Origin of the sequence: Staphylococcus pseudintermedius (genome assembly GCF_001792775.2) — a bacterium.
Taxonomy (GTDB): Bacteria; Bacillota; Bacilli; order Staphylococcales; family Staphylococcaceae; genus Staphylococcus; species Staphylococcus pseudintermedius.
In genome coordinates this window covers 31,238-56,291 of record NZ_MLGE02000014.1, presented here as the reverse complement: position 1 = coordinate 56,291, position 25,054 = coordinate 31,238, and the positions used below count along the sequence as shown (strand labels likewise).

Below are 25,054 nucleotides of genomic sequence, written 5' to 3'. Positions count from 1 at the left end.
GGAAAAAGATTTTGAACACGAAATTTTTAGTTTATACAGCATTAATGACTGCCATTATCGCGGTCATGGGTTTTATTCCAGCTATTCCTTTACCATTTATCCCTGTACCGATTGTGCTCCAAAACGTTGGGATTTTTTTGGCAGGTATTTTGTTAGGACGCCGCTATGGCACATTAAGTGTTATCGTATTTTTATTACTTGTATTCATGGGTGCGCCATTGCTTTCAGGCGGACGTGGTGGTTATGGTGTCTTTGTTGGACCGAGTGTCGGCTTTTTAATCATGTATCCTATCGTCGCATTTTTAATTGGTTGGATGCGTGATAAATATTTTGAAACATTAGATTTTAAACGTACTTTTGCGATTATTGTTATCTTCGGGGTGGTGTTATTAGACTTAGTCGGTGCCATCGTGATGGGCTTTGTGATTCATATGCCATTGTCTAAAGCGATCTATTTATCATTAACATTTTTACCGGGTGACTTAGTTAAAGCAGCTATAGCATCACTCATTGCAATCGCACTGTTTAATAATCCTGTGGTGTCGAGAATCATGCAACAATTAGCAAAATAAACCTTGAAAGTAGGGGATGTAAATGGAAGTTCAGATGAGTGATATTTACAGTGAAGGCGATATTTATTCTAAAGATGACGACGTAACGATTTATATGACGCCAACGACACCTCTGACTTATGATAATAATAAGTGGGTATATCATCAAATGCCGGATGTGACTCAGTTTAAAGCAGATATGAAACGGCAACAATCACTTCATGCTGACCATGGTGTGTTGACACATCTCAAATTTGAATTTCCAGAAAACGTCAAACCGAACATAGATATCATGCAACTTTTACGTGCTGAAGGTTTTCAAGTCGGTAATCTTGAGCTGTATATGATTGAGGCAGCAGATTTACGTCAGTTGACTGGACCGAGTCTTGAGATAGAACCTGTGACAATAAAGAACATGGCAGATTACATGCACGTCTATGAGCCACTCTCTATTCAATTTGGCGCAGATTATATTAAAGAAAGTGCACAGGCATTGCTAACGAATTTGAAAAAAGACACGCGTGCGCTCCAACCTTATATCGCTTATGAAAATGCACAACCTGTTGGCATTATGAATGTGATTGAAACGGAGCGAACGGTGGAACTGGATGGTTTTGCAGTAACTGAAGCAGCGCGTGGACGTGGCGTGGGCTCACGGATGCAGGCGTTTATGGGGGAAATCGCGCGTGAACGTCCGGTCATTTTAGTTGCTGATGCTGAAGATACAGCGAGAGAAATGTATATGAAACAAGGTTATACATTTGTTAGTTTTCAGTATAGTGCCCTGAAGGAATTAACAGTTTCAGTATCGTATTGATGGGGGTACTCGCACATGACAACAGAAATGTAAATAAACAGGCGGATGGTGAGACAGCTCTCATCAGCGCCTGTTTTTTACATTTCTGCTTGTTTGACACGTTCTGGATGACTGTAAATGTTAAAGTAATCGTCACGCACGAAACCGATTGCAGTAATGTTTAGATCATGGGCAAGTTGCACTGCTAATGTCGTCGGAGCAGATTTAGAAATAATCATACCGACACCGATTTTAGCGGCTTTGATTAAAATTTCTGAGGAGATACGCCCGCTAAAAATGAGTACCTTATCCCGCACCCCAATATGTCGTTGAATACAGTAGCCGTAAAGTTTATCGAGTGCATTATGCCGCCCTATATCTTGACGATGAATGTAAAATGCATTGCCGTCACTAATGGCTGCGTTATGTAAGCCCCCTGTTGCTTTAAAGACACGACTTTGCGCTTGTAAACGTGCCATCATGCTTAAAATTTGAGAAGGTGTCAATTGAAGGTTGGACATTGATGTTTTCGCAATGGCGGCATCGTTTTGGAAATAAAACTCTCGGCTCTTCCCACAACATGAAGCGACAAGGCGTTTCGTTGAGAGTTGCACACGATCATGTATAGACGATGTGATTTCTACGTGTGCATACCCACGCCGTTCATCAATTTCAAGCGATTTTAACTCATCTCGTTTTAAAATGACCCCTTCAGAAGCGAGAAATCCGAGCACTAGTTCTTCCAATTGATTGGGGCTACAAATGACTGTCGCAAATTCTTCTCGGTTCACCATGATTGTGAGCGGCACCTCTGTCACATAATCATCTTCTGTTTCAAATAAAACACCATTTTCAAAACGTACAATCGGTTGGTTCGTTTTAAAGTCAGGACTCAATGGTACAACCTCCTTTCAAAAAACGTACAAATGCTTTTATGTATATTTCAATTTTAAACTTTCTGAAATGATATTAACAGAATTTGAAATATGAAGAGAGTTGAAAAGAAAAAACAAAAGAAGTAAACTGTAGTAAACAAATGAAGAGAGTAGGTTGAATGATGGCGAGTATTAGAGAGATTGCGAAAGAGGCAGGTGTAAGTCCTGGTACGGTGTCGCGTGTATTGAATGAGGATCCTTCGCTTTCTGTTGCAACAAAGACGAGACAGCGCATTATCGAAATTGCCAATGCACGTAATTATACAAAACAAAAGCGTCTGACACGGCAAATCCAAATTGTGACACATGCGTCAAAAGAAAAAGAAATGATTGACCCGTATTATCGAGAACTCCGATTAGCGATTGAAAAAGAAGTGAAGCATTTGAATTTAACGCTGAAGAAAACGATTCGAACGAATACATTGACGTCGATTGAACAACTGCAACAAGTGGAAAAGGCGGGGTCTGTAATTGTCATTGGACCATTTAAACAATCAGTGATTCAACAGCTTTATACATACAATGCACGGCTTATTTTAATTAATCAAATCGATGCACCGAACCATATCGATGCAGTTTCTTCTGATTTATATGACAGCATGCAAGTGTTACTCGAATCACTTCAACAGCAACATGTCGGCAAAGTGGCATACGTTGGTGGAGAAACAAAGGTGCGTGATGTGGGTCAAACGCATGATACGGTTGCTGATGCGAGACAACGCGCCTATATTGATTGGTGTGCACAAACAAATGCAGAAGAACTTTATTATCCGTCAAATTGGGAGCGTCACAATGGTCTAGAAATAGGGCAACGAATTGCACAGTCTGGCGCGCTACCACAAGTCGTCATTACTGGCAATGATGTGCTTGCAGTTGGCGTATTGCAAGGGTTACAACAAGCGCAAATACGTGTACCTGAAGACGTACAACTAGTCAGCTTTAATGATTCTGAAATAACGCAATATACAGCGCCGATGATTTCAAGCGTTCGTATTCCTATTGAAGAGTTTGGTCGTCAAGCGGTGCGTTTAGCACAAGATCAAATGAAAGGACAACGTCAAGTCGCGATTCATATGCAGTTGAATACGTATTTAAACTATCGGGAAAGTTTTTTGAAAGCGGTCTCAGTTGACAGTCAAAAGGATAAACAGTAAACTGTATTTGTTGTTTACTATAAAGACTTTGGGGTGTGAGATATGCAAAACCTAACTCAAACATTTAAAAATATTTTTAACGGAGAACCAACATTGTCAGCTTTTGCACCAGGGCGTATCAATTTAATTGGCGAACATACAGATTACAATGGTGGCTTTGTATTTCCAGCAGCAATCGAATTAGGAACATATGGTGTTGGGCGTTTACGTGACGACCGTAAGATTCAACTTTACTCAGTGAATTTTGAATCGGCAGGTGTGATGGCGTTCGATCTAGACCATTTAGATTACAATGCTGAACATCAGTGGGCGAACTATCCAAAAGGAATGATTCGTTATTTAGTTGAGCAATTTCCGGAGATTAACCGTGGCTTTGACATCGTTGTTGAAGGTAACATCCCGAATGGCGCAAGTTTATCATCATCTGCGTCTATCGAGTTATTAACAGGACACCTTGTGACGACTTTATTCGGTATTGAAATGGAGCGCCTTGAACTCGTGAAAATGGGACAACGTGTCGAAAATGAATTTATCGGTGTGAATTCAGGGATTATGGATCAATTTATTGTCGGATTTGGTAAAAAGGACCATGCGATTTTGTTAGATACGAATACGTTAGAGTATCACTACGTACCGACAGAGTTTGGTGATTACAAAATCTCGATTATGAATACAAACAAACGCCGAGAACTTGCAGAGTCGAAATATAACGAACGTCGAAGTGAATGTGAGCGTGCATTAGCTCAATTACAAAATTATCTTGATGTGCAATCACTAGGTGAGATTTCAGTAGCACAATTTGAAAAATATGGAGACAAAATTGATGATGATGTGCTTCGACGCCGCGCGAAACATGCCATTTCAGAAAATGAACGTACAAAAAAAGCGTACGAAGTATTACAAGCACATGATTTCGAAGCGTTTGGTCAATTGTTAAATGCGTCTCATGCGTCACTAAAAGATGATTATGAAGTGACAGGATTAGAGTTAGATACATTAGCAGAAGCGGCACAACAAGTCGACGGTGTGTTAGGGGCACGTATGACAGGTGCAGGCTTTGCAGGATGTGCGATTGCGCTAGTACACAAAGATAAAATTGCTGACCTCGAAGCAAAGGTGACTAAAGCATATACGGAAACGGTAGGGTATGCACCGTCGTTCTATCATGTGGATATCGCAAACGGTGTACGTACTTTAGAGGAAAAATAAAGGAGTGTATGGAGTATGTCTATGCTTGTATTAGGTGGTGCGGGTTATATCGGAAGCCACTGTGTCGATCAATTAGTTGAAGTCGGTTATGATGTCGTTGTCGTTGATAATTTAGTCAAAGGACATCGTGAAGCGGTTCATGCAGATGCGCGTTTTTATGAAGGGGACGTCCGTAATCGCGAATTTTTAAATGACGTTTTCGAAAAAGAGGACATTGAGGGCGTGTTCCATTTCTGTGCCTATTCGTTAGTCGGTGAATCAGTAGAATATCCACTTGAATATTTCAACAACAATGTTTATGGATTGCAAGTGTTACTTGAAGTGATGCGAGAACATGATGTTCAACATATTATTTTTAGTTCAACAGCTGCAGTTTACGGGGAACCTGAAGCAGTTCCTATTGTTGAAACGTCACATAAATTACCAACGAGTCCTTACGGTGAAAGTAAACTTGTGATGGAAAAAATGATGCGGTGGTGTCATGAAGCGTATGGTGTGAACTACGCTGCGTTACGTTACTTTAATGTTGCAGGGGCTAAAGAAAACGGTGCGATTGGTGAAGATCATCATCCAGAAACCCACCTCATTCCTGTTGTCCTTCAAGTCGCATTAGGTCAACGTGATGAATTGAAAATGTTTGGTGATGATTACGATACACCAGACGGAACGCCAATTCGAGACTATTTACATGTTACAGATTTAATTTCAGCACATATTTTGGCGTACGATTATTTAAAAGCGGGTGGTGAAAGTGGTGCGTTCAATTTAGGGACAAATCACGGATACTCAGTCAAAGAAATTTTAAATGCTGCACGCGAAGTGACGGGTCGAGACATTCCGGCAGTTGTTGCACCAAGACGTGCGGGTGATCCAAGTAAATTAGTCGCTTCAAGTGATAAAGCGAAAGCGTTATTGAAGTGGCAACCACAACATGATGATATTCATGAAATTATCCGTACTGCTTGGGAATGGCACCAAAAACACCCGAATGGCTACGAAAATGTCTAAAGGAGGTTCATTATGGCAAACGCAGCACATGTGTATCAATTTGCAGATGCTATTATTGCGTATGGTGACTATGAAGCGGGGGACCGTATTTATGTCGTCAACCAAATTTTGTCACGTTTAAAGGCAAACGATATTGCACTTTTAGACACTGAACATGACATTCAACCGCAAGCGCCGATTGAAATCGTGAATTTACTCATTGAAGATGCAATTGAGCGAGGAGCGTTTGAAGATATTTTGTCAGCGCGTGAACAGTTAGAAGCGACTTTGATGGATTTAATCACGCCGAAACCTTCGACAGTAAATCGTGAATTTTATAAGCGTTATCAACTTTCGCCAAAAGCAGCGACAGATTATTTTTATCAACTGAGCCATCTGAATCATTACATTAAAGAAGAAGCGATTGCGAAAAATATCGTTTATCACGTGCCGACAGCGTATGGTGATTTTGAGATTACGATCAATTTATCAAAACCTGAAAAAGATGCAAAACAAATTGAGCGAGAGAAAAATGCACCTGAGTCCTTTTATCCAAAGTGTGCGATTTGTATGGAAAATGAAGGCTACTATGGCACGATGACTTCTGCGGCACGTTCGAATCATCGTATTGTGCAAATGCAAATTAATGGTGAAGCATGGGGGTTTCAATATTCTCCGTATCTGTATTTTAATGAGCATAGCATTTTGTTATCTCGTGAACATACACCGATGTTAATCAATCAAGCAACATTTGAAAACTTGCTTGATTTCGTAAAGCAATTTCCACACTATACGATTGGATCGAATGCAGATATTCCTGTTGTTGGTGGTTCGATCTTATCGCACAACCATTATCAAGCAGGACGCCATACTTTTCCAATGGCACTGGCACCAATCGAACGCGCCTTTGAATTAAAGGACTTTCCAACTGTACACGCTGGTATCGTCAAATGGCCGATGAGTGTCATTCGTTTAATGGCGACAGATACGGAACAGTTAATTGAGGCAAGCGAATGGATACGTCATCAATGGGAGAGTTACAGTGATGCGAGTGTGCAAGTGAAAGCGTATAGTGATTCAGGAGAACGTCATCATACGGTGACACCGATTGCGAGATTCCGTGATGGCCGATACGAAATGGATATCGTGTTACGTGATAATCAGCGTACAGAAGAGTTTCCGGACGGTCTATTCCATCCGCACCAAGATGTTCAACATATTAAAAAAGAGAACATTGGTTTAATCGAAGTGATGGGAACAGCGATTTTACCGGGACGTTTAAAAAATGAATTGCAAAATGTGATTGCATTTTTAAATGGCGATGAAACGGTAGACCTTGGTGTGCATACTGCATGGGCACAAGACATGAAAGAAGAGTATGACTTTGGTACGGATGATGCAGAAGCGATTGTGCGTCAAGAAGTCGGTTATAAATTTGAACGCGTCCTTCAAGATGCAGGGGTCTTTAAAAGAGATGAAGCGGGTCAAGTTGCCTTTCAACGTTTTATTGCAACGTTAAATGTTAAAAACTAAATAGGAATCGACTCAAAATACGTTCGAAATTTGATATACTGATTTCGAGCGTATTTTTAACGTAAAAAAGCAATTGAGGAGGTGCGACATATGAAAAGGTGGGTTGGCTTGTTAATGGTTATCGGGCTTTTCGCTGTCATTTTATCTGCGTGTGGGCAAAAAGGTACGCAGTCGGATGATAAAAAATCGACATCCGAACAACCATTGGTCATTTCTGCGGCAGCAAGTTTAACAGATGTAACGAAAGTATTAGAAAAAGAGTTCCACAAAGCACATCCCAACATTAGTGTGTCATTTAATTATGGTGGTTCTGGTGCATTACGTGAACAAATTGACAAAGGGGCGCCTGTGGACGTGTTCATGTCAGCGAATACGAAAGACGTCGATATGTTAAAAGAAAAAGGGAAAGTGCGACATACATATGATTACGCACATAACAAATTGGTATTAATCCGTCGCAAAGGCAGTGACATTCAAAGCATTGATCAACTGGGAGATAACGATCAGCTAGCAATCGGTGAGGTAAAATCCGTGCCAGCAGGGAAATATGCGAAAACCTATTTAGAAGATCAAAACAAGTGGTCATCAGTTGAAAATCATATCGTGTATGCGAAAGACGTGCGTGAAGTGTTAAACTATGTCAATAAAGGAAATACACAGCTCGGTTTTGTCTATCAAACAGATTTATACGTCGGTAAAACACCACATGATGGCGTAGAAAAAGTTTTGGACGCGCCATTAAAGTCACCGATTGTTTATCGCATGGGTACTGTGACTGATACTGAAGCGGCAAATGCTTGGTATGATTTTATGAAAAGTAACACTGCACAACGTATTTTAAAAGATTATCATTTTGAAAAATAGGTGATTGTTATGCCTGACTTAACGCCTTTTTTGATATCCATTAGAGTGGCTTTCGTGAGTACAGTTATCGTATTTATCCTTGGAATAACACTCGCACGTATCATGTATTATAGAAAATCGAAATGGACACATCTGATTGAAAGTATTATACTGCTACCTATCGTCTTACCACCGACCGTATTAGGCTTTTTACTACTCATGTTTTTTTCGGTGGACCATCCTGTGGGGCATCTCCTCACTGACATTTTAGGGATTAAAGTCGTGTTCACATGGGTTGGAGCTGTTGTGGCCTCAGTCATCGTCAGTTTCCCGCTCATGTATCAACATACGGTCCAAGGTTTTCGCAATATCAACCCGCGTATGCTGAATACTGCTCGAACGATGGGGGCTTCTGAACGAAAAATATTTTTCAAAATCACGTTACCTTTGTCGAAACGTGCCATCATTTCAGGAACGATGCTTGCCTTTGCACGTGCGATTGGTGAATTTGGGGCGACCCTCATGATTGCGGGATACATTCCTGGTAAAACCAATACGTTGCCGTTAGAAATATACTTTCTAGTTCAACAGGGTAGAGAACATCAAGCATGGCTATGGGTACTCGTTTTAGTGTCTTTTGCAATTAGTATCATAGGAACAATGAATATGATGAATCAAGAGCGTTATCGTGAGGTGGATTAATTGTTAAACCTTCAAATCAATATGACCATTAACGAACGTCACATCGGTCTTCAAATTCAAAGTAATCAACCCAAAATTTATGCTATTCAAGGTGTGTCAGGGATTGGGAAAACGACTTTATTGAACGTCATTGCAGGTATTTGTAATCCAGATTATGGCAAAATTGAAATTAATGGACGTGTATTGACTGATACGGAGCAACAACGACACGTTCCTATTCGCGAACGTCATATCGGTTATTTGTTTCAAGACTATCAATTGTTTCCGCATATGACCGTGTTGGACAACATTACCTTTATGATACGTTTGAACACACATATTGCAAATTTGATGAAACATTTGAATATCGAACATTTGAAGCATGTTTATCCAGAGCGTTGTTCGGGTGGGGAAAAGCAACGTGTCGCACTAGCAAGAGCATTAAGTATGCGCCCAGAAATATTATTATTAGACGAGCCATTTTCAAGTTTGGATGAAGGGACGCGCAAAGAAAGCATGGACTTGGTGAAGCAGGTTTTTGATGAGTGGCATATTCCAATCATTTTTGTGACACATTCGAAATGGGAGGCAGACACATTAGCTGATGAAGTCATTGTGATAGAATGAGACCCCCTGATGTCAACGTCGTACATGTGAAAATGTGGTAGATTTAGGAACTGCGAGGCTCAGTTGTTCAGATAAGACATCAACATAGTAGAAAATAAAAATCATTTTAAAAGCGGATCAAAGGCATGCTTGTAACTACTTTGGTTCGCTGCTTTAATATATAGGGAATCAGCACTTACGGTTTCATCGTTTTACCTTGCGATGAATAGGGGAATCAGCCGTTTCAATCCGTTGAGTCCCTTTCGAAAAATCCGTATAATTGAAAATAGTATTGTGGAGAGGATTATGATGATGGGTGAAGAACGATATTCTAGGCAAGTTTTATACAAAGGAATAGGGCCGGGGGGTCAACAGAAAATCAATGCGAAAGCTATACTCATTATAGGTATGGGCGCATTAGGCACACATCTTGCGGAAGGATTAGTGCGCGCAGGAATCGGGAAGCTCATCATTGTGGATCGTGACTATATCGAGCATTCTAATTTACAACGGCAGACGTTATTTACGGAACGTGATGCGGATGAAAGTGTACCGAAAGTGATGGCCGCAAAAGACATGCTCCAAGCGATACGTCGTGATGTACACATTGAGGCTTACATTGCACATGTGGATCGTGATTTTTTAGAAACACATGTGCCGACAGTTGATTTAATTTTGGATGCGACAGACAATTTTGAAACACGCATGCTCATCAATGACGCAGCGTATTATTATCGGGTGCCTTGGATTTATGGCGGCGTCGTACAAAGTACCTATGTTTCAGCACCATTTATTCCTGGACAAACGCCTTGTTTTCAATGTTTAGTTCCACAAATACCCTCTCTCAACCTCACTTGTGATACGGTAGGGGTCATTCAACCAGCTGTCACGATGACGACAAGTTTTCAGTTGAGAGACGCCTTTAAAATTTTAACCGAGACTCCATTTGAACCTAAATTAACTTATGGCGATATATGGGAGGGGGCACATTTTGCGTTTGGCATGCGACGGTTGCAGCGTGAAGCTTGCCCAACGTGTGGTCATCAACCGAGCTATCCGTATTTAAATGCACGAACGTCTACTTATGCCGCTTTATGTGGTCGCGATACGATACAATATCATCATCCAGAACTGACGTTTGAACGATTAAAGTCATTTTTAGATGCGCGAGAGATGCCCTACAAGTCCAACGGCTATTTATTACAATTTAAATTTGAAAATTCACGTATTGTCGCTTTTCAAGATGGTCGTCTGCTCATTCACGGTTTAAAAGATATTGACGCAGCACAAGTGATGATACATAAATTATTCGGCTAATGAAGGAGTGATTCCATGCATACGAACGTTAAACTAGAGCGACCTATCCGTTGTGCAGTATTGACCGTTTCCGATACACGAACGACTGAGACAGATAAAGGCGGTCAAAGCGTTCAAACATTATTACAAACGGCAGATTTTGAAGTGGAAATTCAACATTATATGATTGTTAAAGATGAACTGACTGCCATTCAGTCAACAGTGCAACAATGGCTTAAGGGAGATGTCGATGTCATTGTGACGACTGGCGGAACAGGAATTGCACCGAGAGATGTGACGATTGAAGCAGTCACACCTTTATTAGATAAGGAAATTGAAGGATTTGGTGAGTTGTTTCGTTATTTAAGCTTTACAGAAGATGTCGGGACACGTGCCTTGTTATCTCGAGCTGTTGCAGGTACAGCGAAACGAACGTTAATCTTTTGCTTGCCAGGATCAACAGGTGCTGTAAAATTAGCGCTGAATCGACTCATATTACCAGAACTCACACATTTAGTTTATGAAATGAATAAATAAAGGCATGCCCTTATTGACAACTATTTTGAATGCTACAAATGCCACTATAGATACGTATTCCGTCAAGAATCTCGCCCATTTTAGCAATTGAATATCAAAGACTGTAAATCAATTAGGGCAAACTTTTGAAAAGAAAAAACGACAAAAATTTCAGCCTAATCATATCGTATTTGATTTTTCATTCCATATAGCACTTTTCATTTAGCATAGTAAAGTTGCAAAAGTAATGATGTCCCGTCCGTTTACAGATGGATGCGATTTAGTCGGATGTGCGATTGAAGTCGGATTTACCGCCCGTTTTTTGAACCAGGTAAGTTTCACCGATGACCATTCCCTTATCAACGGCTTTACACATATCATAAATGGTTAACGCAGTGACAGAAGCGGCAGTTAAGGCTTCCATTTCCACACCGGTTTTGCCGTTTGTAGACACTGTCGTTGTAATGTGCAAAATGTATTGCTTTTCAGAAGTGTCCCAATCAAAATCGACATCAATCCCTGTCAGTGCTAACGGATGGCACATTGGAATAATAGACGACGTATTTTTAGCTGCCATAATCCCTGCGATTTGTGCGGTATTTAAAACATTTCCTTTTTTGTTAGTATTTTGCGTAATTTGTTCATAAATCGTGGTATTAACTTGAATGCTTGAACGTGCGATGGCTGTACGTTTCGTGACTTGTTTGTCAGAAACATCTACCATTTTTGCATGACCTTGTGCATTAAGGTGTGTAAATTCAGACATGTTATTCCTCCTTACTTGAATGCAAGGATAGTATAGCATGAATTTTTCATTTTGTTAGGAGTGGTTCATCATGCCAGTAGAAAAAAGACATCCTATCCCCGTGTCGGAAGCGATACAACGTGTTATGAAACAAAATATCGAGATGAAAACGACGACAGTGAACATCTATGAAAGTGAAGGTTACATACTCGCCGAAGATATCGTTGCCACATATGATATTCCGCGTTTTGATAAATCCCCTTACGATGGCTTTGCGGTGAGAAGTGTCGATACTGTCGGTGCTTCGAGTGACAACCGTATCCAATTTAAAGTAATTGACCATATCGGTGCAGGTAGTGTGTCGACGAAGCAACTTGAAGCAGGACAAGCCGTACGTATCATGACAGGTGCTGAAATGCCACAAGGTGCAGATGCCGTTATCATGCTCGAACAAACGGTGGAAACTGCAGAAGGTTTTACGATTCGTAAGCCGTTTGAGTCACTCGAAAATGTGTCAATAAAAGGTGAAGAAACTGCGACGGGTGATGTTGTTTTAACGAAAGGTCAACGGATTAATGCGGGCGTTGTTGCAGTTCTGGCCACTTTTGGTTATGTTGACGTTCCTGTATTTCAAAAACCGACAGTAGCCATCATTGCGACGGGTAGCGAACTCGTTGATATCGATGCTCCGTTAGAACCAGGTAAAATTCGTAATTCAAACGGACCGATGATTGATGCATTATTGCGTAAAGAACGTATTGAAGCTGAACTATATAAAATTCAACAAGATGACTTTGACAGTAGTTTAGCTGTCGTCAAAAAAGCATTTGATGAACACGATATTGTCATAACAACAGGTGGTGTGTCGGTAGGAGATTTTGATTATTTACCAGATATTTATAAGGCATTAAACGCTGATGTGTTATTTAATAAAGTTGCGATGAGACCAGGTAGTGTAACGACTGTCGCAGTATCAGAAGGCAAATATTTATTCGGCTTGTCGGGAAATCCTTCAGCTTGTTATTCTGGCTTTGAATTATTTGTTAAACCAGCAATGTACCACATGATGCATGCTGAAAAATGTTATCCAAGTATGGTGCGTGCGACGTTGATGGAAGACTTTAAAAAGGCGAATCCATTTACACGTTTTATTCGTGCCAATGTAGTACTCACAGGACGTGAAGCGACAGTACGTCCATCAGGTTTCAACAAGTCAGGTGCAGTTGTGTCCATTGCGCATAGTAATGCCATGATTGTTTTACCAGGAGGTACACGTGGATTTGAACAAGGTCATGACGTACAAGTGATATTAACATCATCAGAAGCGTATCAACGTGAGAGTAGCTTATGATTATACAAGTGGTAGGGTTTAAAGATGTTGGTAAAACCACGCTTATGGAAAAGTTAGTAGCATATGTGAAACGTTTAGGCTATGCTGTGGTAACGATCAAACACCATGGTCATACTGGAGAGGACATTAAGTTGCCGGCTGACCATTTGGATCATATGCGCCATTTTAATGCTGGAGCGGATCAAAGTATTGTGCAAGGCCACCAGTATATTGAAAGTGTCCAAAGTGCTGATGAAATGCCGTTACGGACTTTAATTGATGAATGTGTTACCATTAAAAAAAGTATCATATTCGTTGAAGGTTACAAACATGAACATTACGATAAAGTGATTGTGTATCGCAATGAAGCAGAATATGCGCAACTTCAACAGTTGTCGAATGTGAAATTTGCAATTAAAAGAGATGCTACAACGTCAGATGAGCATGCGTTATTTGCGTGGCTCACTGAGTGGATAGAAATGAACGAAGGGTGATTGGGTTGAAACAATTTGAAGTGACAACACAACCGTTAGAACCAGAAAAATACCGCGCATACACATTAAATGAAAAACAAGGCGCGGTGGTTGTGTTTACAGGGCATGTCCGTGAATGGACGAAAGGTGTCCGCACAGAGTATTTAGAATATGAAGCGTATGTTCCTATGGCTGAAAAGAAACTAGCGCAAATTGGTGATGAAATAACGGAGCGTTGGCCTGGTACCATCATTGCGATAGGTCATCGTATTGGTGCGCTTCAAATTTCTGATATTGCAGTTTGTATTAGCGTATCATCACCTCACCGTAAAGATGCCTATGCTGCAAATGAATATGCGATTGAACGGATTAAAGAGGTCGTCCCAATTTGGAAAAAAGAAATTTGGGAAGATGGCGCAGAATGGCAAGGTCATCAACGTGGTTATCACGACGATGCTGTCAATAAAGGAGGACTTTCAACGTGAAGGTGTTATACTTTGCAGAAATTAAAGAACTTGTGAATCGCTCAGAAGATGTATTTCATTTTGATTATGCGGTGCCTGTTGCTGATTTAACAACACTTTTATACCAAACCTATCCCGTCATTCAAGGGAAAAAATTTCAAGTTGCAATCAATGAAGAGTTTGCACGCGCGGAAGATCTCATTCAGCCATACGACGTGGTTGCACTGATTCCGCCAGTCAGTGGAGGTTAAACATTAGTCATGAAAGCTATTATACTCGCAGGTGGGCATTCAGAGAGATTTGGCTCACCGAAAGCATTTGCGAAAATTAATGGGACGACGTTTTATCATAAACTTGTCCAAACGTTACAAGCGACGAACATGTTCAATGAGATTTTAATTAGTACGAATGAACAACTATTTTCTCAATTTCAACATGACACGGTCGTTGTAGATGAACCGAAACACCGAGATAAAGGACCACTCGCCGGTATTTATAGTGTGATGTCCCGTGATACAGATGAGGATCTTTATTTTGTCATTTCTGTTGATACGCCGATGGTCACACAAAAAGCAATCAGCCATCTGTATCAGTTTATGGTTGCAAATCTCATTGAAGAACATTTAGACATCGCCGGTTTTATGGATGATGCACGTCCGATACCGACCATTGCTTTTTATCATAAACGTGTGTTGCCTATTATTGAAAATGTTTTACAGTCGGATGATCTGAGTATGAAACATGTGTATGATCAAGTATCAACAGATTGGTTAGAGGCGAATACGATTGGGAGTCCGCGCTATTGGTATCAAAATGTGAATTATCAACAAGATTTGGCAGCATTAGAAGCAGAACTAGCGAAATAAGAAAAGGAGGCGCAATATGGCAGACCAAATACTAGATAAATTGGGCAGACCCATTCGCGATTTGCGCATTTCCGTAACTGATAGATGTAATTTTCGTTGCGATTATTGCATGCCAAAAGAAATTTTCGGTGACGATTATGTATTTTTGCCGAAAAATCAATTGTTATCTTTTGAAGAAATTGTACGTATCACAAAGTTATATGCACAATTAGGTGTTAAAAAAGTGAGGATTACGGGTGGTGAACCGCTACTACGTCGTGACCTCCATCAATTAATCGCCCAAATTACACAGATTGAAGGCATTGAAGATATAGGATTGACGACGAATGGCTTATTATTGAAAAAGCACGGTCAAAAACTGTATGATGCTGGGTTACGTCGCATTAATGTCAGTTTAGATGCAATTGAAGATCGTGTATTTCAAGCGATTAACAACCGTGATATTAAGGCGACGACAGTGCTTGAACAAATCGATTATGCCATCAGTATTGGTTTGAAAGTTAAAATTAACGTTGTCGTTCAAAAAGGTGTCAACGATCATCAAATTTTGCCAATGGTCCGTTATTTTAAAGATAAAGCCGTCACGATTCGCTTTATTGAATTTATGGATGTGGGTAATGATAACGGTTGGGATTTTAGTAAAGTTGTCACTAAAGATGAGATGTTGGCGATGATTGCGAGTGAATTTGACATCGAACCGGTATCTCCAAAATATTATGGTGAAGTCGCACAATATTATCGCCATGTCGGAAGTCAAGCTCAGTTTGGACTGATTACAAGTGTATCGGATTCATTTTGTTCGAGCTGTACGCGAGCACGTCTATCCTCAGATGGTAAATTTTATGGTTGCTTATTCAGTACCGGAAGCGGCTTTGATATTCGAGGGCTATTGAGAAGTGGGATGGATGATGCCGAAATTTTGTCACAATTGAAAGCATTGTGGCATATTCGCGACGATCGTTATTCTGATGAACGAACAGCAGAAACAGTAGCAAAGAGACAGCAGAAGAAGATTAATATGAATTATATAGGTGGATAAACTTTAGAACATCCGTTGATATAAGTAGAAAAAGCTGGGAATTTCATCGTCCCAGCTTTTTTTGCATCAATGGTTACTTCTGTTTTTTCTGCTTGTTAATTTGCTTAGTAAAGTCAATTTGAGCGAGGATTGGGTCGTGATCACTTGCACGGCCAGCCATATCAGTGAAGTCGCTATTTACGTGAATCATATCAAGTTTCGTCTGGCGTTTTAAATGTTCCGATACTAAAATGTGATCGAGCGTTTGCGTATTACCTTGATAGACATATGAATAGCGCTTGTTTTTAGGTACATCTTTTACCTTGTTCGTTAAACCATATGACTCAAAAGTTTTAAGTGGTTTTGACCATTGGAAATCATTATAATCGCCTACTGAAATAATGGCGGCGTTAGGGTTTTGTTGTTGAACTTGCGCTGTAAATTCACCAATACGATGTGCGATTTCTACGCGTTGTGGTTCGGAAGTTAATCGAACCGGTTGATGACTGCCGAATAAACCATCATCTCCACGTTTTGATTTCCAATGGTTAGCAATCGCAATGACTTGTTGACCTTTAAAGTCAAATTGAGCAGCTAATGATTTACGTACATCTTCAAAAGCAGGATCTTGAGGAGCGATACGACCGGGATTTCGTGTAAGTTGGTTGTTTTCATACGCGACGCTCGTTGTGGCATCACCCGCTGGAATGTGGTCATTAAATGTTACGCGCTCAGGATTGTATAAAAAGCCGACACGAATATTAGCTTCAGGTTGACCGCCATCTACATTGTTTTCGGGATCGATATTGACATAACGATATGTCGGACCACCAGCATCTTTAATAGCTTGAATGAGACGTTTATATGAAGCAGAGGCATCAGAACTGCCTTTATTCGGTCCGTTGTTATCTTGAACCTCTGTGACGCCGACAATGTCAGGTTGTTTCATATGGCTAACGATACCATTTGCGAGCTTCTGTGCCTTATCATCACTTGAACTTTTAACGTCATTTGAAAAGTTTTCTAAGTTGTATGATGCTACAGTCAGTTTATTTTCGGATGGTTTCAATGTCGTTCCTTTAGGTTGTGCTTTCCCTTTAACATACGCTTGTTGCATCTCTTTTAAATCGATATTGACTTTATAATTTTGAAAACCGTAGTTCACATAACCAATTAAAGGCCCTTTGAAGCGATCCCCCGTCACAATGTTAAAATCTTGTGCGCGCTTGTTGTCATCATTCATTTTAAAGGCAATACGTTGACCATTGGCATTATCAGGTTTTAATAATATACCACCATTTTTCGTTTCTCGACGATTTTGATTCAGCACTGTAAACACTTCGCCGTGGTCTTGAGGACCTACACTGCGGACATCGCCAAACTCTACACGCATGCCTTCTAAAGCTTCCCAAAAATCAACTGCATATGTATCCGGTTTGAAAACAGAAAAATGTTGAGGAGAAGCGATTTGTTGCGGGATTTTTTTGATTTTTACCGGTTGAGGTAAAGGTTGATGCGTTTTTTGAACGGTGATTTGGCCCGCTTGATCTGGACGTGCATCAATTTCAGTCAATGGTAAATCTGTTTGTTGTTTTTCCGCGTAACCTTCAATCGCATATTCGCGGACCGTACCTGAAACTTGAATCAGATCACCGACTTTAACGTTAGGTTTCTCTTTACCGGCAAAGACGATAATGCCTTCAGAAGTTGCAGGATTGTTGTCTTTTTGCGCGTCTGGTGTTTGGAGATGGAAATAATAGGAGTTGTTGGCCTTATAAATATAAGTCACAATACCTGGTACTTTTTCAACGCGTTGATCTTTCAAAGGTGATGTATGACCCGCACCTTGAATATCATGAATCTGTGTTGAGGATGTCGTTTCAGCTTGTGCAGCCAAATCTTGGAAAATTGAGCCTGTCGTGAGAAGACCTAAAACTAAAGTTGAAGTTATTAATTTGCTTTTCAATAGATTGCCTCCTTAAAAATATTGTTTACGCGTTAAGTATACCAAAACAACTATAACAATATTGTAAAAATTTGATGAATTGATAAAAAAGACAATAGCGTGAAAAGACGATGGCGTTGAGGGGTTAAAATAATGACGATTTTCGATAAACAGCAAAAAAAGAAAGGGTATGACATCATCTAAGCTGTTGAAAAAAGCTGAGACATCAAGTTTACCCGATAGCTAGCTACTTTTTTGTTTTTACTTTATACTAATCAACTCATCGAAAATGAGGATGAATAAGACAAAAAAATTGATGCTATTGTTTTTCATGATTTCATCAACTTGCCCTTACTTTCCTGGATTTAATGTGAGATTGCCCGGAAGGCTGAGACTCCTGTGGGGATCCGTGTATACGGCTAGCAGTCACTTCTTGAATTCAATAATGAGGGCAAGTTTAACAAGAATTCTGCATCAATAGCATCAAAAATTTTTGTATCTCATTCCAAAGTCATGTTACATTTCATCATTTTGAAGTTGTGCGAGTAACGACTGATACAACTGTTCTAAAATATCTGTTGCACGTGCAATCTCATCGTCCGAAAGTTGGAGCGGCTCGATTACTTGTTGCTGAAGTTGGCCAATCTGTAACTTTAACTTTTGATGGATCGCTTGACCGGATTCAGATAAATAGAGATGCTTTTCTCGCTTATCCATTTCACCTGGGCGAATCAATAACCAACCTTGTGCATCTAACGCTTTTAAAATTTTTCGCGTCGTCGGTTTTTCAATCGAACGGCGTTTTGAAATTTGAACGAGTGTTGTACCAGGATTGATTGCGATATCTTTCATCACTAACCATTGTGCGGGGTAGAGTTGGTGTTCATCAAGTAATGGGTGGACGAGTTTAATATAGGGACGGTAAAGCTTGGTGAAATGATCAAATAATATTGAAGGTTCCATACGAGACTCCTTTCTGAATAGGTTCTTAAAGCATATTATAACACTTCATGTGAAAGTTGTTGGATAAATGCCTGCTTGTCAAAGCAAAAATGCAGTGCGTGTTATATCGAGATTTCACAACAAATATTTGGTAAAATAATATTATGGCATGAGAATTGGGAGTGAGCGCATAAATGATAGATATAGAATTTGATCACGTGATTCATTACATTGATGGATTAAATCAGTTCGAGTTTCCTGGGAAATATTTGGAAATTCAATCAGGTGGTCAACATGAAAATTTAGGGACTTATAATCGTCTCGTCCAAATCGATTTATCTTATATTGAATTGATAGATATATATCATCAAGGGAAAATGAAACAACAGTCTAAAACAGATGTCGGTAAGCACTCGTTTGCGACGTCGATTATGGAAAATGGTTATCGACAAGGATTTAAAAAGATTTGTTTTAGAACGCACGATATTGAACAATTAAAAGTACAATTTGAAGCGCGAGGGCTTGAAACGGTAGGGCCGGTTGAAATGACGAGAGAGAATAAAAAGGGACAAACGATTCAATGGCGACTGTTGTATGTAGCCAACCATCAGTTCGATGTAATCATGCCCTTTTTTATAGAGTGGCACGCGTCAGATGAAACACGAGAAGCTGATTTACAAGAGCATTTTCATCAGCATTTGACTTTAGATATGATTACAGTCAATACATATCAACGCCAAACAATGGTGGATCATTGGAAGCAATGGTTTGATATGGAAGAAGTTGAATCTTCAGACCGCTACACAATCCTCCAAACCCCTGCGAAAAAAATCAAGTTTAAAGTGATGGAAGATAAAGAAGACGGCATAGAAGCTGTTCAATTTATCGATCAAACCATTGATGCACCTATCGCTTTTCGTACAAGAGGCGCAAGATATCAGTTTATTCCACCTCACGCATAAACAACGCTGTATACGGCACTAATGATGAGCACAATATGCAACAGTGCAATGATGGCTTCTATGACTGATAGCAAGAGTTGTTGTTTCGTTTCATGGAGTAGCACACTGTATATCCCAACAACTAATGAAAACGCGACAAAGATAATGCGTAAACTTAAGTAGTCGATACCGATATGAAATACAAATGTGTAAACGATAAAGATGATATTAATGATAGAGAGTAAGAGTAAAATCAATTGACGCATAACGAGACCTCCAGTTTGGATTAATACATCTGTTCTGTAACGTTTCAATCGGATGTGTCATTGATTATACTAGAAAATAAGAGTAGACGATAACTAAAAGGAGTTTTAAACGAGAAATGAAACGCATGAATATAACCGATCAAGAACATGATGCATTTGTTAAAGCGCATCCGAATGGTGATTTACTACAATTGACAAAATGGGGCGATACGAAAAAATTAACAGGTTGGTATGCGAAACGTATTGCTGTAGGAGAAAACGGTGAGTTGAAAGGTGTGGGACAATTACTCTTTAAAAAGATTCCTCGCACACCTTTTACGCTTTGTTATGCTTCACGCGGTTTCGTTGTGGATTATACGAATACCGTCGCGGTGAAGGCGTTACTATCCGAAGCGATTCAAGTTGCTCAAAGTGAAAAAGCGTACACGATTAAAATTGACCCAGATGTAGAAGTTGATCAAGGGATGACAGTTGTACAAGATTTATTAAAAATGGGCTTCAAACATAAAGGGTTTAAAGAGGGCTTGGCTAAAGATTACATTCAACCACGTATGACGATGATTACCCCAATTAATCAGTCAGATGAAGCGTTAATTCAAAGCTTTGAAAACCGCAATCGCTCAAAAGTGAGACTGGCATTGAAGCGTGGAACGAAAGTGGAACGTAAAGGTCGCGAAGACTTGAAAATATTTGCGGATTTAATGAAAGAAACAGGTGAGCGTGATGGCTTCTTAACACGTGATGTTTCTTATTTTGAAACGATTTATGATGCGCTTCATCCCGACGGTGACGCGGAATTGTTCTTAGTGAAACTTGAACCGACACCTGTCTTAGCCGAGTTAAAGGTAGAACAACAACACTTACAAACTGAAATGGATACGTTAGCCGAAAAAGATCAAAACAATAAAAAAGTTCAAAATAAGTTAAAAGATGCAGTGCAAAAAATGAATAAAAACCAAGCACTCATTGACGATATGACACAACTTGAACGGACGCATCCAGAGGGCATTTATTTATCAGGGGCATTACTGATGTTTGCGGGCCACAAAGCGTATTATCTTTACGGTGCTTCATCTAACCATTATCGTGACTTTTTACCCAACCATCACATGCAGTTTAAAATGATGCAATTTGCGCGTGAAAAAGGTGCGACGACTTATGATTTTGGAGGGACAGATCATAATCCAGACAAAGATTCAAGTCATTACGGTTTGTGGGCGTTTAAAAAGGCATGGGGTACACGTTTGAGCGAGAAAATTGGGGAATTTGACTATGTACTCAACCCTATTGTGTATAAAGCGGTCGAACAATTTAAACCGCAATTGACACAATTTAAAATTAAATTGGTGCGTCAAATCAAATCGATACAACAACGTAAAGGACAAAAGAACGCATAAATAAGTTAAACGTGGTGTAATTCCAAAGTGTACAACAAAGGAAAACAGAGAAGGTGGGACGTTATGCATTTACATATCTCGTAGGTGCTTATTCGTGTCACCTTTTAAGTGTGATAGAACGAAACGTGTCGTTGTATCATATATATTCAATGGAAAGGTTACATTTTTACGAACTGAAATAATGATGTAGCAAAGTCATTTCAAAGGGAGAGATACGTGTGGTTAAAAAATTAATCGATTTCTCGTTATCGAACAAGTTTGCCATTTTATTGATGGTATTCCTTGTCATACTCGGAGGCGTCTATGCAAGTTTTAAAATGAGGTTAGAATTGTTGCCTGATACTGAACCACCGATGTTGACGATTACAACACCGATGCCGGGTGCCACTTCTGAAACCGTCATGAAAGAAATCAGTGACCCGATTGATGAAGAAATACGGGGGATGGCAGGGGTCACAAGTGTTAAAACACAATCTTTATCTAACGCCTCCATGGTTACGGTCAATTTTGATGAAAGTACGGATATGGATAAAGCGGAACAAGATATCGAAAAAGCGCTGAAAAAGGTGGGTTTACCAGACGAGGCACAAACGTCAGACATTAAACGTAATTCAATGAATGCTTTCCCTGTCGTGGCGTATTCGATTTTACATGACAAAGACGATGTGAAAGTAAGTACCAAAGCTGTTAAAGAACAGTTGATTCCGAAATTACAAATGATTGACGGGGTGCAACGTGCCACAGTGAATGGGCAAATCGAGCGTAAAGTGACGATAAAGTTCGATGATGCGAAACTCCAAAAGGCAGGGCTCAATGCGAAACAAGTGTCTGACTATATTGAAGGTGCGACAAAAGAATCTCCATTAGGTTTATTCCAATTTGGTGATACAGAAAAGTCTGTCGTCGTTGATGGGCAATATGCTTCCGTTGACGCACTCAAAAATATGCAAATTCCGTTAGCACTTGCATCACAGTCTTCAGGTAATAGCGCACAAGAACAACAAGACGGGGGTGCATCAGAGAGGGGGCGTGCAACGTCAGGTCAAGTATCTTTAAACAATCCACAAAGTGCACAAGCGGTTGCGTTAAGTGATCTTGCCGAAGTGAAGTTATCAGATGAGCGTGAATCGATTTCTAGAACGAACGGTCAAGATGCTGTCGATGTTCAAATCGTTAAAACGCAAGGGGCCAATACGGTTGCAGTCGCTAACGATGTAAACCAAACGATACAAGATTTCGTGAAAGCACATCCAGAACTTAAATCGGTCAAAATTATGGATACTTCTAAGCCGATTAAAGATTCACTAAATACTATGATTGAAAAAGCGCTCCTCGGATCTATCGTGGCAGTGATTGTCATCATGTTGTTCTTAAGAAATGTACGTATGACAGCGATTTCGATTGTTTCGATTCCATTGTCTTTACTCATCGCAATGGTGGCATTAAAATTGACAGATGTCTCATTAAACATACTGACATTAGGTGCGCTTACAGTTGCGATTGGTCGTGTCATTGATGATTCTATTGTCGTCATCGAAAATATCTATCGCCGACTGTCACGTCAAGACGAATCATTATCAGGAGATGGGCTCATCGTATCTGCGACGAAAGAAGTGTTCATTCCGATTATGTCATCCACATTAGTGACAATCGTCGTATTTGCACCACTTGCATTTGTGACAGGTTCGGTTGGCGAAATGTTTAGACCGTTTGCTTACGCGATTACGTTTAGTTTACTTGCTTCATTACTTGTATCAATTACAATCGTGCCAGTACTCGGTTCCATTTTCTTTAAACATGGCTTGAAACGTAAACCGAAATCTGAGCTCGGTACAGTTGGACGAGGATATCGAAAAGTATTGAATTGGAGTTTAAACCATAAATGGACTGTCATCATTTTAAGTACAGTCATTTTAATTGGTAGTATTGCATTAGGGAGTATGAAAATTGGAACGAGCTTCATTAGTACGGGTGAAGATAAGTTTATGGCATTAACCTATACACCTAAACCAGGTGAAACGAAGCAAAAAGTATTATCACATGCAGAAGAAGTCGAAAAATATTTGCTCGGCAATCAACATGTTCGTCACGTGCAATATTCCGTGGGTGGCGCATCACCTGTTGACCCCACTGGCTCTACGAATAACATGGCGTTAATGGTCGAGTACGATTCTGATACACCGAACTTTGATCAAGAACCTGAACGCGTGTTGAAACATATTAAGACATATCATCATGACGGTGAATGGAAAAACTTAGATATGGGTACAGGGGCGACGTCAAACACGTTAAATGTAGAAGTGACAGGACCGTCTACTGCAGCGATTGAAGGCACAGTGAAGGCGATTCAACAAAAAATGTCTCAAGTGCCTGGTTTAACGAATGTGAAGTCGGATTTAACAGAAACGTATCAACAATATGAAGTGAAAGTGAATCCAAATGAAGCGGCAAAAACAGGGATGACAGCGGGTCAACTGGCAATGATGCTCAATCAAAACATCCCAGATATGACGGTTTCGAAAGTGAAAGATCAAAACCAAACTTATGATGTCGTTGTCCAACAAGAAAAAGACACGGATTGGACGAAAGAAAAGTTAGAAAATACGCCGATTCCTTCTCCAACTGGGGATAATCGTAAGTTGAGTGACATTGCGACGTTAAAAACGACATCCACACCGAATGCACTCGTGAAAAAAGGTGGCGATTATGTCAGCACTGTTTCGGCGACGATTTCTGGTGAAGATGTTGGCTCGATTTCTCAAAAAGTGATGAAACAGTTAAATGAACTTGATAAACCAAGTGATGTGCATACGTCATTAGGTGGGACGAATGAGGATATTCAAGAGGCCTTTTCACAATTGATGATAGCGATGTTAGCGGCAATCATTATCGTCTATCTCGTACTTGTTCTGACATTCAAAGGGGCCCTTGCACCATTTACGATTTTATTCGCACTGCCATACACGGTTATTGGTGTCGTTTTGGCGTTAATTATAACTGGTGAAACATTATCTGTACCAAGTATGATTGGTCTACTTATGTTAATTGGTATCGTTGTGACAAACGCGATTGTCCTTATTGACCGTGTTATTACAAATGAAAAAGCCGGTTTACCTATGAAAGAAGCGCTATTAGAAGCGGGCGGCACACGGATACGGCCTATTTTAATGACAGCGATAGCGACAATTGGTGCATTAATTCCGTTGTTATTCGGTCAAGACAGTTCTGTGCTTATTTCGAAAGGACTTGCGGCGACAGTTATCGGTGGTTTGTTATCATCAACATTGCTCACACTTATTGTCGTGCCTGTTATTTATGAAATTTTGTTTACGTTAAAAGCGAAGTTAACACGACGTAAAAAGAAGGCATAAACCATTGACGTAAAGCGGTTCATTATGTAAGATGAAACCATTATCCTCAATAAAATAAGTCGGTTCGTCAGGCAAGACACGGAGTACCTTAAACATAAGCAAGAGGGTTGAGACAGGATATGTATATGACTTTGTCTCAGCCCTTTCTCTTTATAGGTATAACGATTTCCATATAAAAATAAAGATTTG

Annotated in this window: 25 protein-coding genes; 20 read left to right on the top strand and 5 right to left on the bottom strand. The window is 40.0% G+C overall.

Going from position 1 to position 25,054, the window contains the following annotated elements; genetic code table 11:
* Nucleotides 1-11 precede the first annotated feature (11 nt).
* Together BJK46_RS09850 and BJK46_RS09845 are read left to right on the top strand one after the other, a co-directional pair.
* Complete coding sequence (locus BJK46_RS09850) at nucleotides 12-572, top strand: biotin transporter BioY (RefSeq protein WP_037542405.1); 561 nt, start codon at nucleotides 12-14, stop codon at nucleotides 570-572.
* A 22-nt stretch (nucleotides 573-594) separates the two neighbouring features.
* A complete protein-coding gene (locus tag BJK46_RS09845) occupies nucleotides 595-1,368 on the top strand; it encodes a GNAT family N-acetyltransferase (protein WP_037542406.1) in 774 nt (257 codons plus the stop codon).
* A gap of 77 nt (nucleotides 1,369-1,445) precedes the next feature.
* Here the strand turns inward: BJK46_RS09845 and fdhD are convergent, their stop codons facing one another.
* Entirely contained in the window at nucleotides 1,446-2,243 is a 798-nt protein-coding gene (fdhD, locus tag BJK46_RS09840; RefSeq protein WP_015729530.1) for a formate dehydrogenase accessory sulfurtransferase FdhD, read from the bottom strand.
* Between the two features lie 158 nt (nucleotides 2,244-2,401).
* Here fdhD and BJK46_RS09835 point away from each other — a divergent pair, with 158 nt between their 5' ends.
* The 9 genes from BJK46_RS09835 (at nucleotide 2,402) to BJK46_RS09795 (ending at nucleotide 11,128) form a co-directional block, all read left to right on the top strand.
* Nucleotides 2,402-3,436, top strand: a complete 1,035-nt coding sequence (locus tag BJK46_RS09835) for a LacI family DNA-binding transcriptional regulator (protein WP_103263569.1) — start codon at nucleotides 2,402-2,404, stop codon at nucleotides 3,434-3,436.
* A 42-nt stretch (nucleotides 3,437-3,478) separates the two neighbouring features.
* Nucleotides 3,479-4,645 carry a galactokinase gene (locus BJK46_RS09830; RefSeq protein ID WP_014613182.1) on the top strand — a complete coding sequence of 389 codons (1,167 nt, stop codon included), beginning with the start codon at nucleotides 3,479-3,481 and terminating at the stop codon, nucleotides 4,643-4,645.
* A gap of 15 nt (nucleotides 4,646-4,660) precedes the next feature.
* Nucleotides 4,661-5,653, top strand: a complete 993-nt coding sequence (galE, locus tag BJK46_RS09825; protein WP_015729527.1) for a UDP-glucose 4-epimerase GalE — start codon at nucleotides 4,661-4,663, stop codon at nucleotides 5,651-5,653.
* A 12-nt stretch (nucleotides 5,654-5,665) separates the two neighbouring features.
* The gene (gene galT / locus BJK46_RS09820) at nucleotides 5,666-7,165 is read left to right on the top strand and encodes a UDP-glucose--hexose-1-phosphate uridylyltransferase (RefSeq protein WP_070407684.1); all 1,500 of its coding nucleotides are present in this window, start codon (nucleotides 5,666-5,668) and stop codon (nucleotides 7,163-7,165) included.
* 90 nt (nucleotides 7,166-7,255) lie between these two features.
* Complete coding sequence (gene modA / locus BJK46_RS09815) at nucleotides 7,256-8,029, top strand: molybdate ABC transporter substrate-binding protein (RefSeq protein ID WP_103263568.1); 774 nt, start codon at nucleotides 7,256-7,258, stop codon at nucleotides 8,027-8,029.
* A gap of 9 nt (nucleotides 8,030-8,038) precedes the next feature.
* Nucleotides 8,039-8,710, top strand: coding sequence for a molybdate ABC transporter permease subunit (modB, locus tag BJK46_RS09810; RefSeq protein WP_103263567.1), 672 nt, complete (start codon nucleotides 8,039-8,041; stop codon nucleotides 8,708-8,710).
* Nucleotides 8,711-9,316, top strand: a complete 606-nt coding sequence (locus BJK46_RS09805; protein WP_014613187.1) for an ATP-binding cassette domain-containing protein — start codon at nucleotides 8,711-8,713, stop codon at nucleotides 9,314-9,316.
* Between the two features lie 291 nt (nucleotides 9,317-9,607).
* On the top strand, nucleotides 9,608-10,612 hold the full coding sequence (locus BJK46_RS09800; protein ID WP_238410019.1) for a ThiF family adenylyltransferase: 1,005 nt from the start codon (nucleotides 9,608-9,610) through the stop codon (nucleotides 10,610-10,612).
* 15 nt (nucleotides 10,613-10,627) lie between these two features.
* On the top strand, nucleotides 10,628-11,128 hold the full coding sequence (locus BJK46_RS09795; protein ID WP_037542416.1) for a MogA/MoaB family molybdenum cofactor biosynthesis protein: 501 nt from the start codon (nucleotides 10,628-10,630) through the stop codon (nucleotides 11,126-11,128).
* Nucleotides 11,129-11,387: 259 nt separating this feature from the next.
* On the opposite strand, the gene moaC is transcribed toward BJK46_RS09795, so the two are convergent.
* Nucleotides 11,388-11,873 carry a cyclic pyranopterin monophosphate synthase MoaC gene (moaC, locus tag BJK46_RS09790; RefSeq protein WP_014613190.1) on the bottom strand — a complete coding sequence of 162 codons (486 nt, stop codon included), beginning with the start codon at nucleotides 11,871-11,873 and terminating at the stop codon, nucleotides 11,388-11,390.
* A 70-nt stretch (nucleotides 11,874-11,943) separates the two neighbouring features.
* On the opposite strand from moaC, the gene BJK46_RS09785 reads away from it, so the two are divergent.
* From BJK46_RS09785 to moaA, 6 genes are read left to right on the top strand one after another with little or no spacing between them, the layout of a single operon-like run.
* Nucleotides 11,944-13,203, top strand: a complete 1,260-nt coding sequence (locus BJK46_RS09785; RefSeq protein ID WP_037542418.1) for a molybdopterin molybdotransferase MoeA — start codon at nucleotides 11,944-11,946, stop codon at nucleotides 13,201-13,203.
* Entirely contained in the window at nucleotides 13,200-13,676 is a 477-nt protein-coding gene (mobB, locus tag BJK46_RS09780; RefSeq protein WP_037542419.1) for a molybdopterin-guanine dinucleotide biosynthesis protein B, read from the top strand. The genes BJK46_RS09785 and mobB overlap by 4 nt, the downstream gene beginning before the upstream one ends.
* Nucleotides 13,677-13,681: 5 nt before the next feature.
* Nucleotides 13,682-14,140 carry a molybdenum cofactor biosynthesis protein MoaE gene (locus BJK46_RS09775; RefSeq protein WP_014613193.1) on the top strand — a complete coding sequence of 153 codons (459 nt, stop codon included), beginning with the start codon at nucleotides 13,682-13,684 and terminating at the stop codon, nucleotides 14,138-14,140.
* Nucleotides 14,137-14,370, top strand: a complete 234-nt coding sequence (locus BJK46_RS09770) for a MoaD/ThiS family protein (RefSeq protein ID WP_014613194.1) — start codon at nucleotides 14,137-14,139, stop codon at nucleotides 14,368-14,370. Before BJK46_RS09775 ends, BJK46_RS09770 begins: the two co-directional genes overlap by 4 nt.
* A 9-nt stretch (nucleotides 14,371-14,379) precedes the next feature.
* Nucleotides 14,380-14,985 carry a molybdenum cofactor guanylyltransferase MobA gene (gene mobA, locus BJK46_RS09765; protein WP_037542422.1) on the top strand — a complete coding sequence of 202 codons (606 nt, stop codon included), beginning with the start codon at nucleotides 14,380-14,382 and terminating at the stop codon, nucleotides 14,983-14,985.
* 16 nt (nucleotides 14,986-15,001) lie between these two features.
* Nucleotides 15,002-16,024: a GTP 3',8-cyclase MoaA gene (gene moaA / locus BJK46_RS09760; RefSeq protein WP_037542424.1), complete on the top strand. Its 1,023-nt coding sequence runs from the start codon at nucleotides 15,002-15,004 to the stop codon at nucleotides 16,022-16,024.
* A gap of 73 nt (nucleotides 16,025-16,097) precedes the next feature.
* On the opposite strand, the gene BJK46_RS09755 is transcribed toward moaA, so the two are convergent.
* Together BJK46_RS09755 and BJK46_RS09750 are read right to left on the bottom strand one after the other, a co-directional pair.
* Nucleotides 16,098-17,969 carry an endonuclease/exonuclease/phosphatase family protein gene (locus BJK46_RS09755; RefSeq protein ID WP_103263565.1) on the bottom strand — a complete coding sequence of 624 codons (1,872 nt, stop codon included), beginning with the start codon at nucleotides 17,967-17,969 and terminating at the stop codon, nucleotides 16,098-16,100.
* Between the two features lie 495 nt (nucleotides 17,970-18,464).
* Nucleotides 18,465-18,911, bottom strand: coding sequence for a MarR family winged helix-turn-helix transcriptional regulator (locus BJK46_RS09750; RefSeq protein ID WP_014613198.1), 447 nt, complete (start codon nucleotides 18,909-18,911; stop codon nucleotides 18,465-18,467).
* Between the two features lie 173 nt (nucleotides 18,912-19,084).
* Here BJK46_RS09750 and BJK46_RS09745 point away from each other — a divergent pair, with 173 nt between their 5' ends.
* Entirely contained in the window at nucleotides 19,085-19,852 is a 768-nt protein-coding gene (locus tag BJK46_RS09745; protein ID WP_037542428.1) for a VOC family protein, read from the top strand.
* Here BJK46_RS09745 and BJK46_RS09740 read toward each other — a convergent pair.
* The gene (locus BJK46_RS09740; protein ID WP_228064253.1) at nucleotides 19,843-20,145 is read right to left on the bottom strand and encodes a hypothetical protein; all 303 of its coding nucleotides are present in this window, start codon (nucleotides 20,143-20,145) and stop codon (nucleotides 19,843-19,845) included. The genes BJK46_RS09745 and BJK46_RS09740 overlap by 10 nt on opposite strands.
* 68 nt (nucleotides 20,146-20,213) lie before the next feature.
* Between BJK46_RS09740 and BJK46_RS09735 the strand changes: the two genes are divergently transcribed.
* Nucleotides 20,214-21,494 carry a lipid II:glycine glycyltransferase FemX gene (locus BJK46_RS09735; protein ID WP_037542429.1) on the top strand — a complete coding sequence of 427 codons (1,281 nt, stop codon included), beginning with the start codon at nucleotides 20,214-20,216 and terminating at the stop codon, nucleotides 21,492-21,494.
* A gap of 218 nt (nucleotides 21,495-21,712) precedes the next feature.
* The gene (locus BJK46_RS09730) at nucleotides 21,713-24,865 is read left to right on the top strand and encodes an efflux RND transporter permease subunit (protein ID WP_101457740.1); all 3,153 of its coding nucleotides are present in this window, start codon (nucleotides 21,713-21,715) and stop codon (nucleotides 24,863-24,865) included.
* Nucleotides 24,866-25,054: the final 189 nt, after the last annotated feature.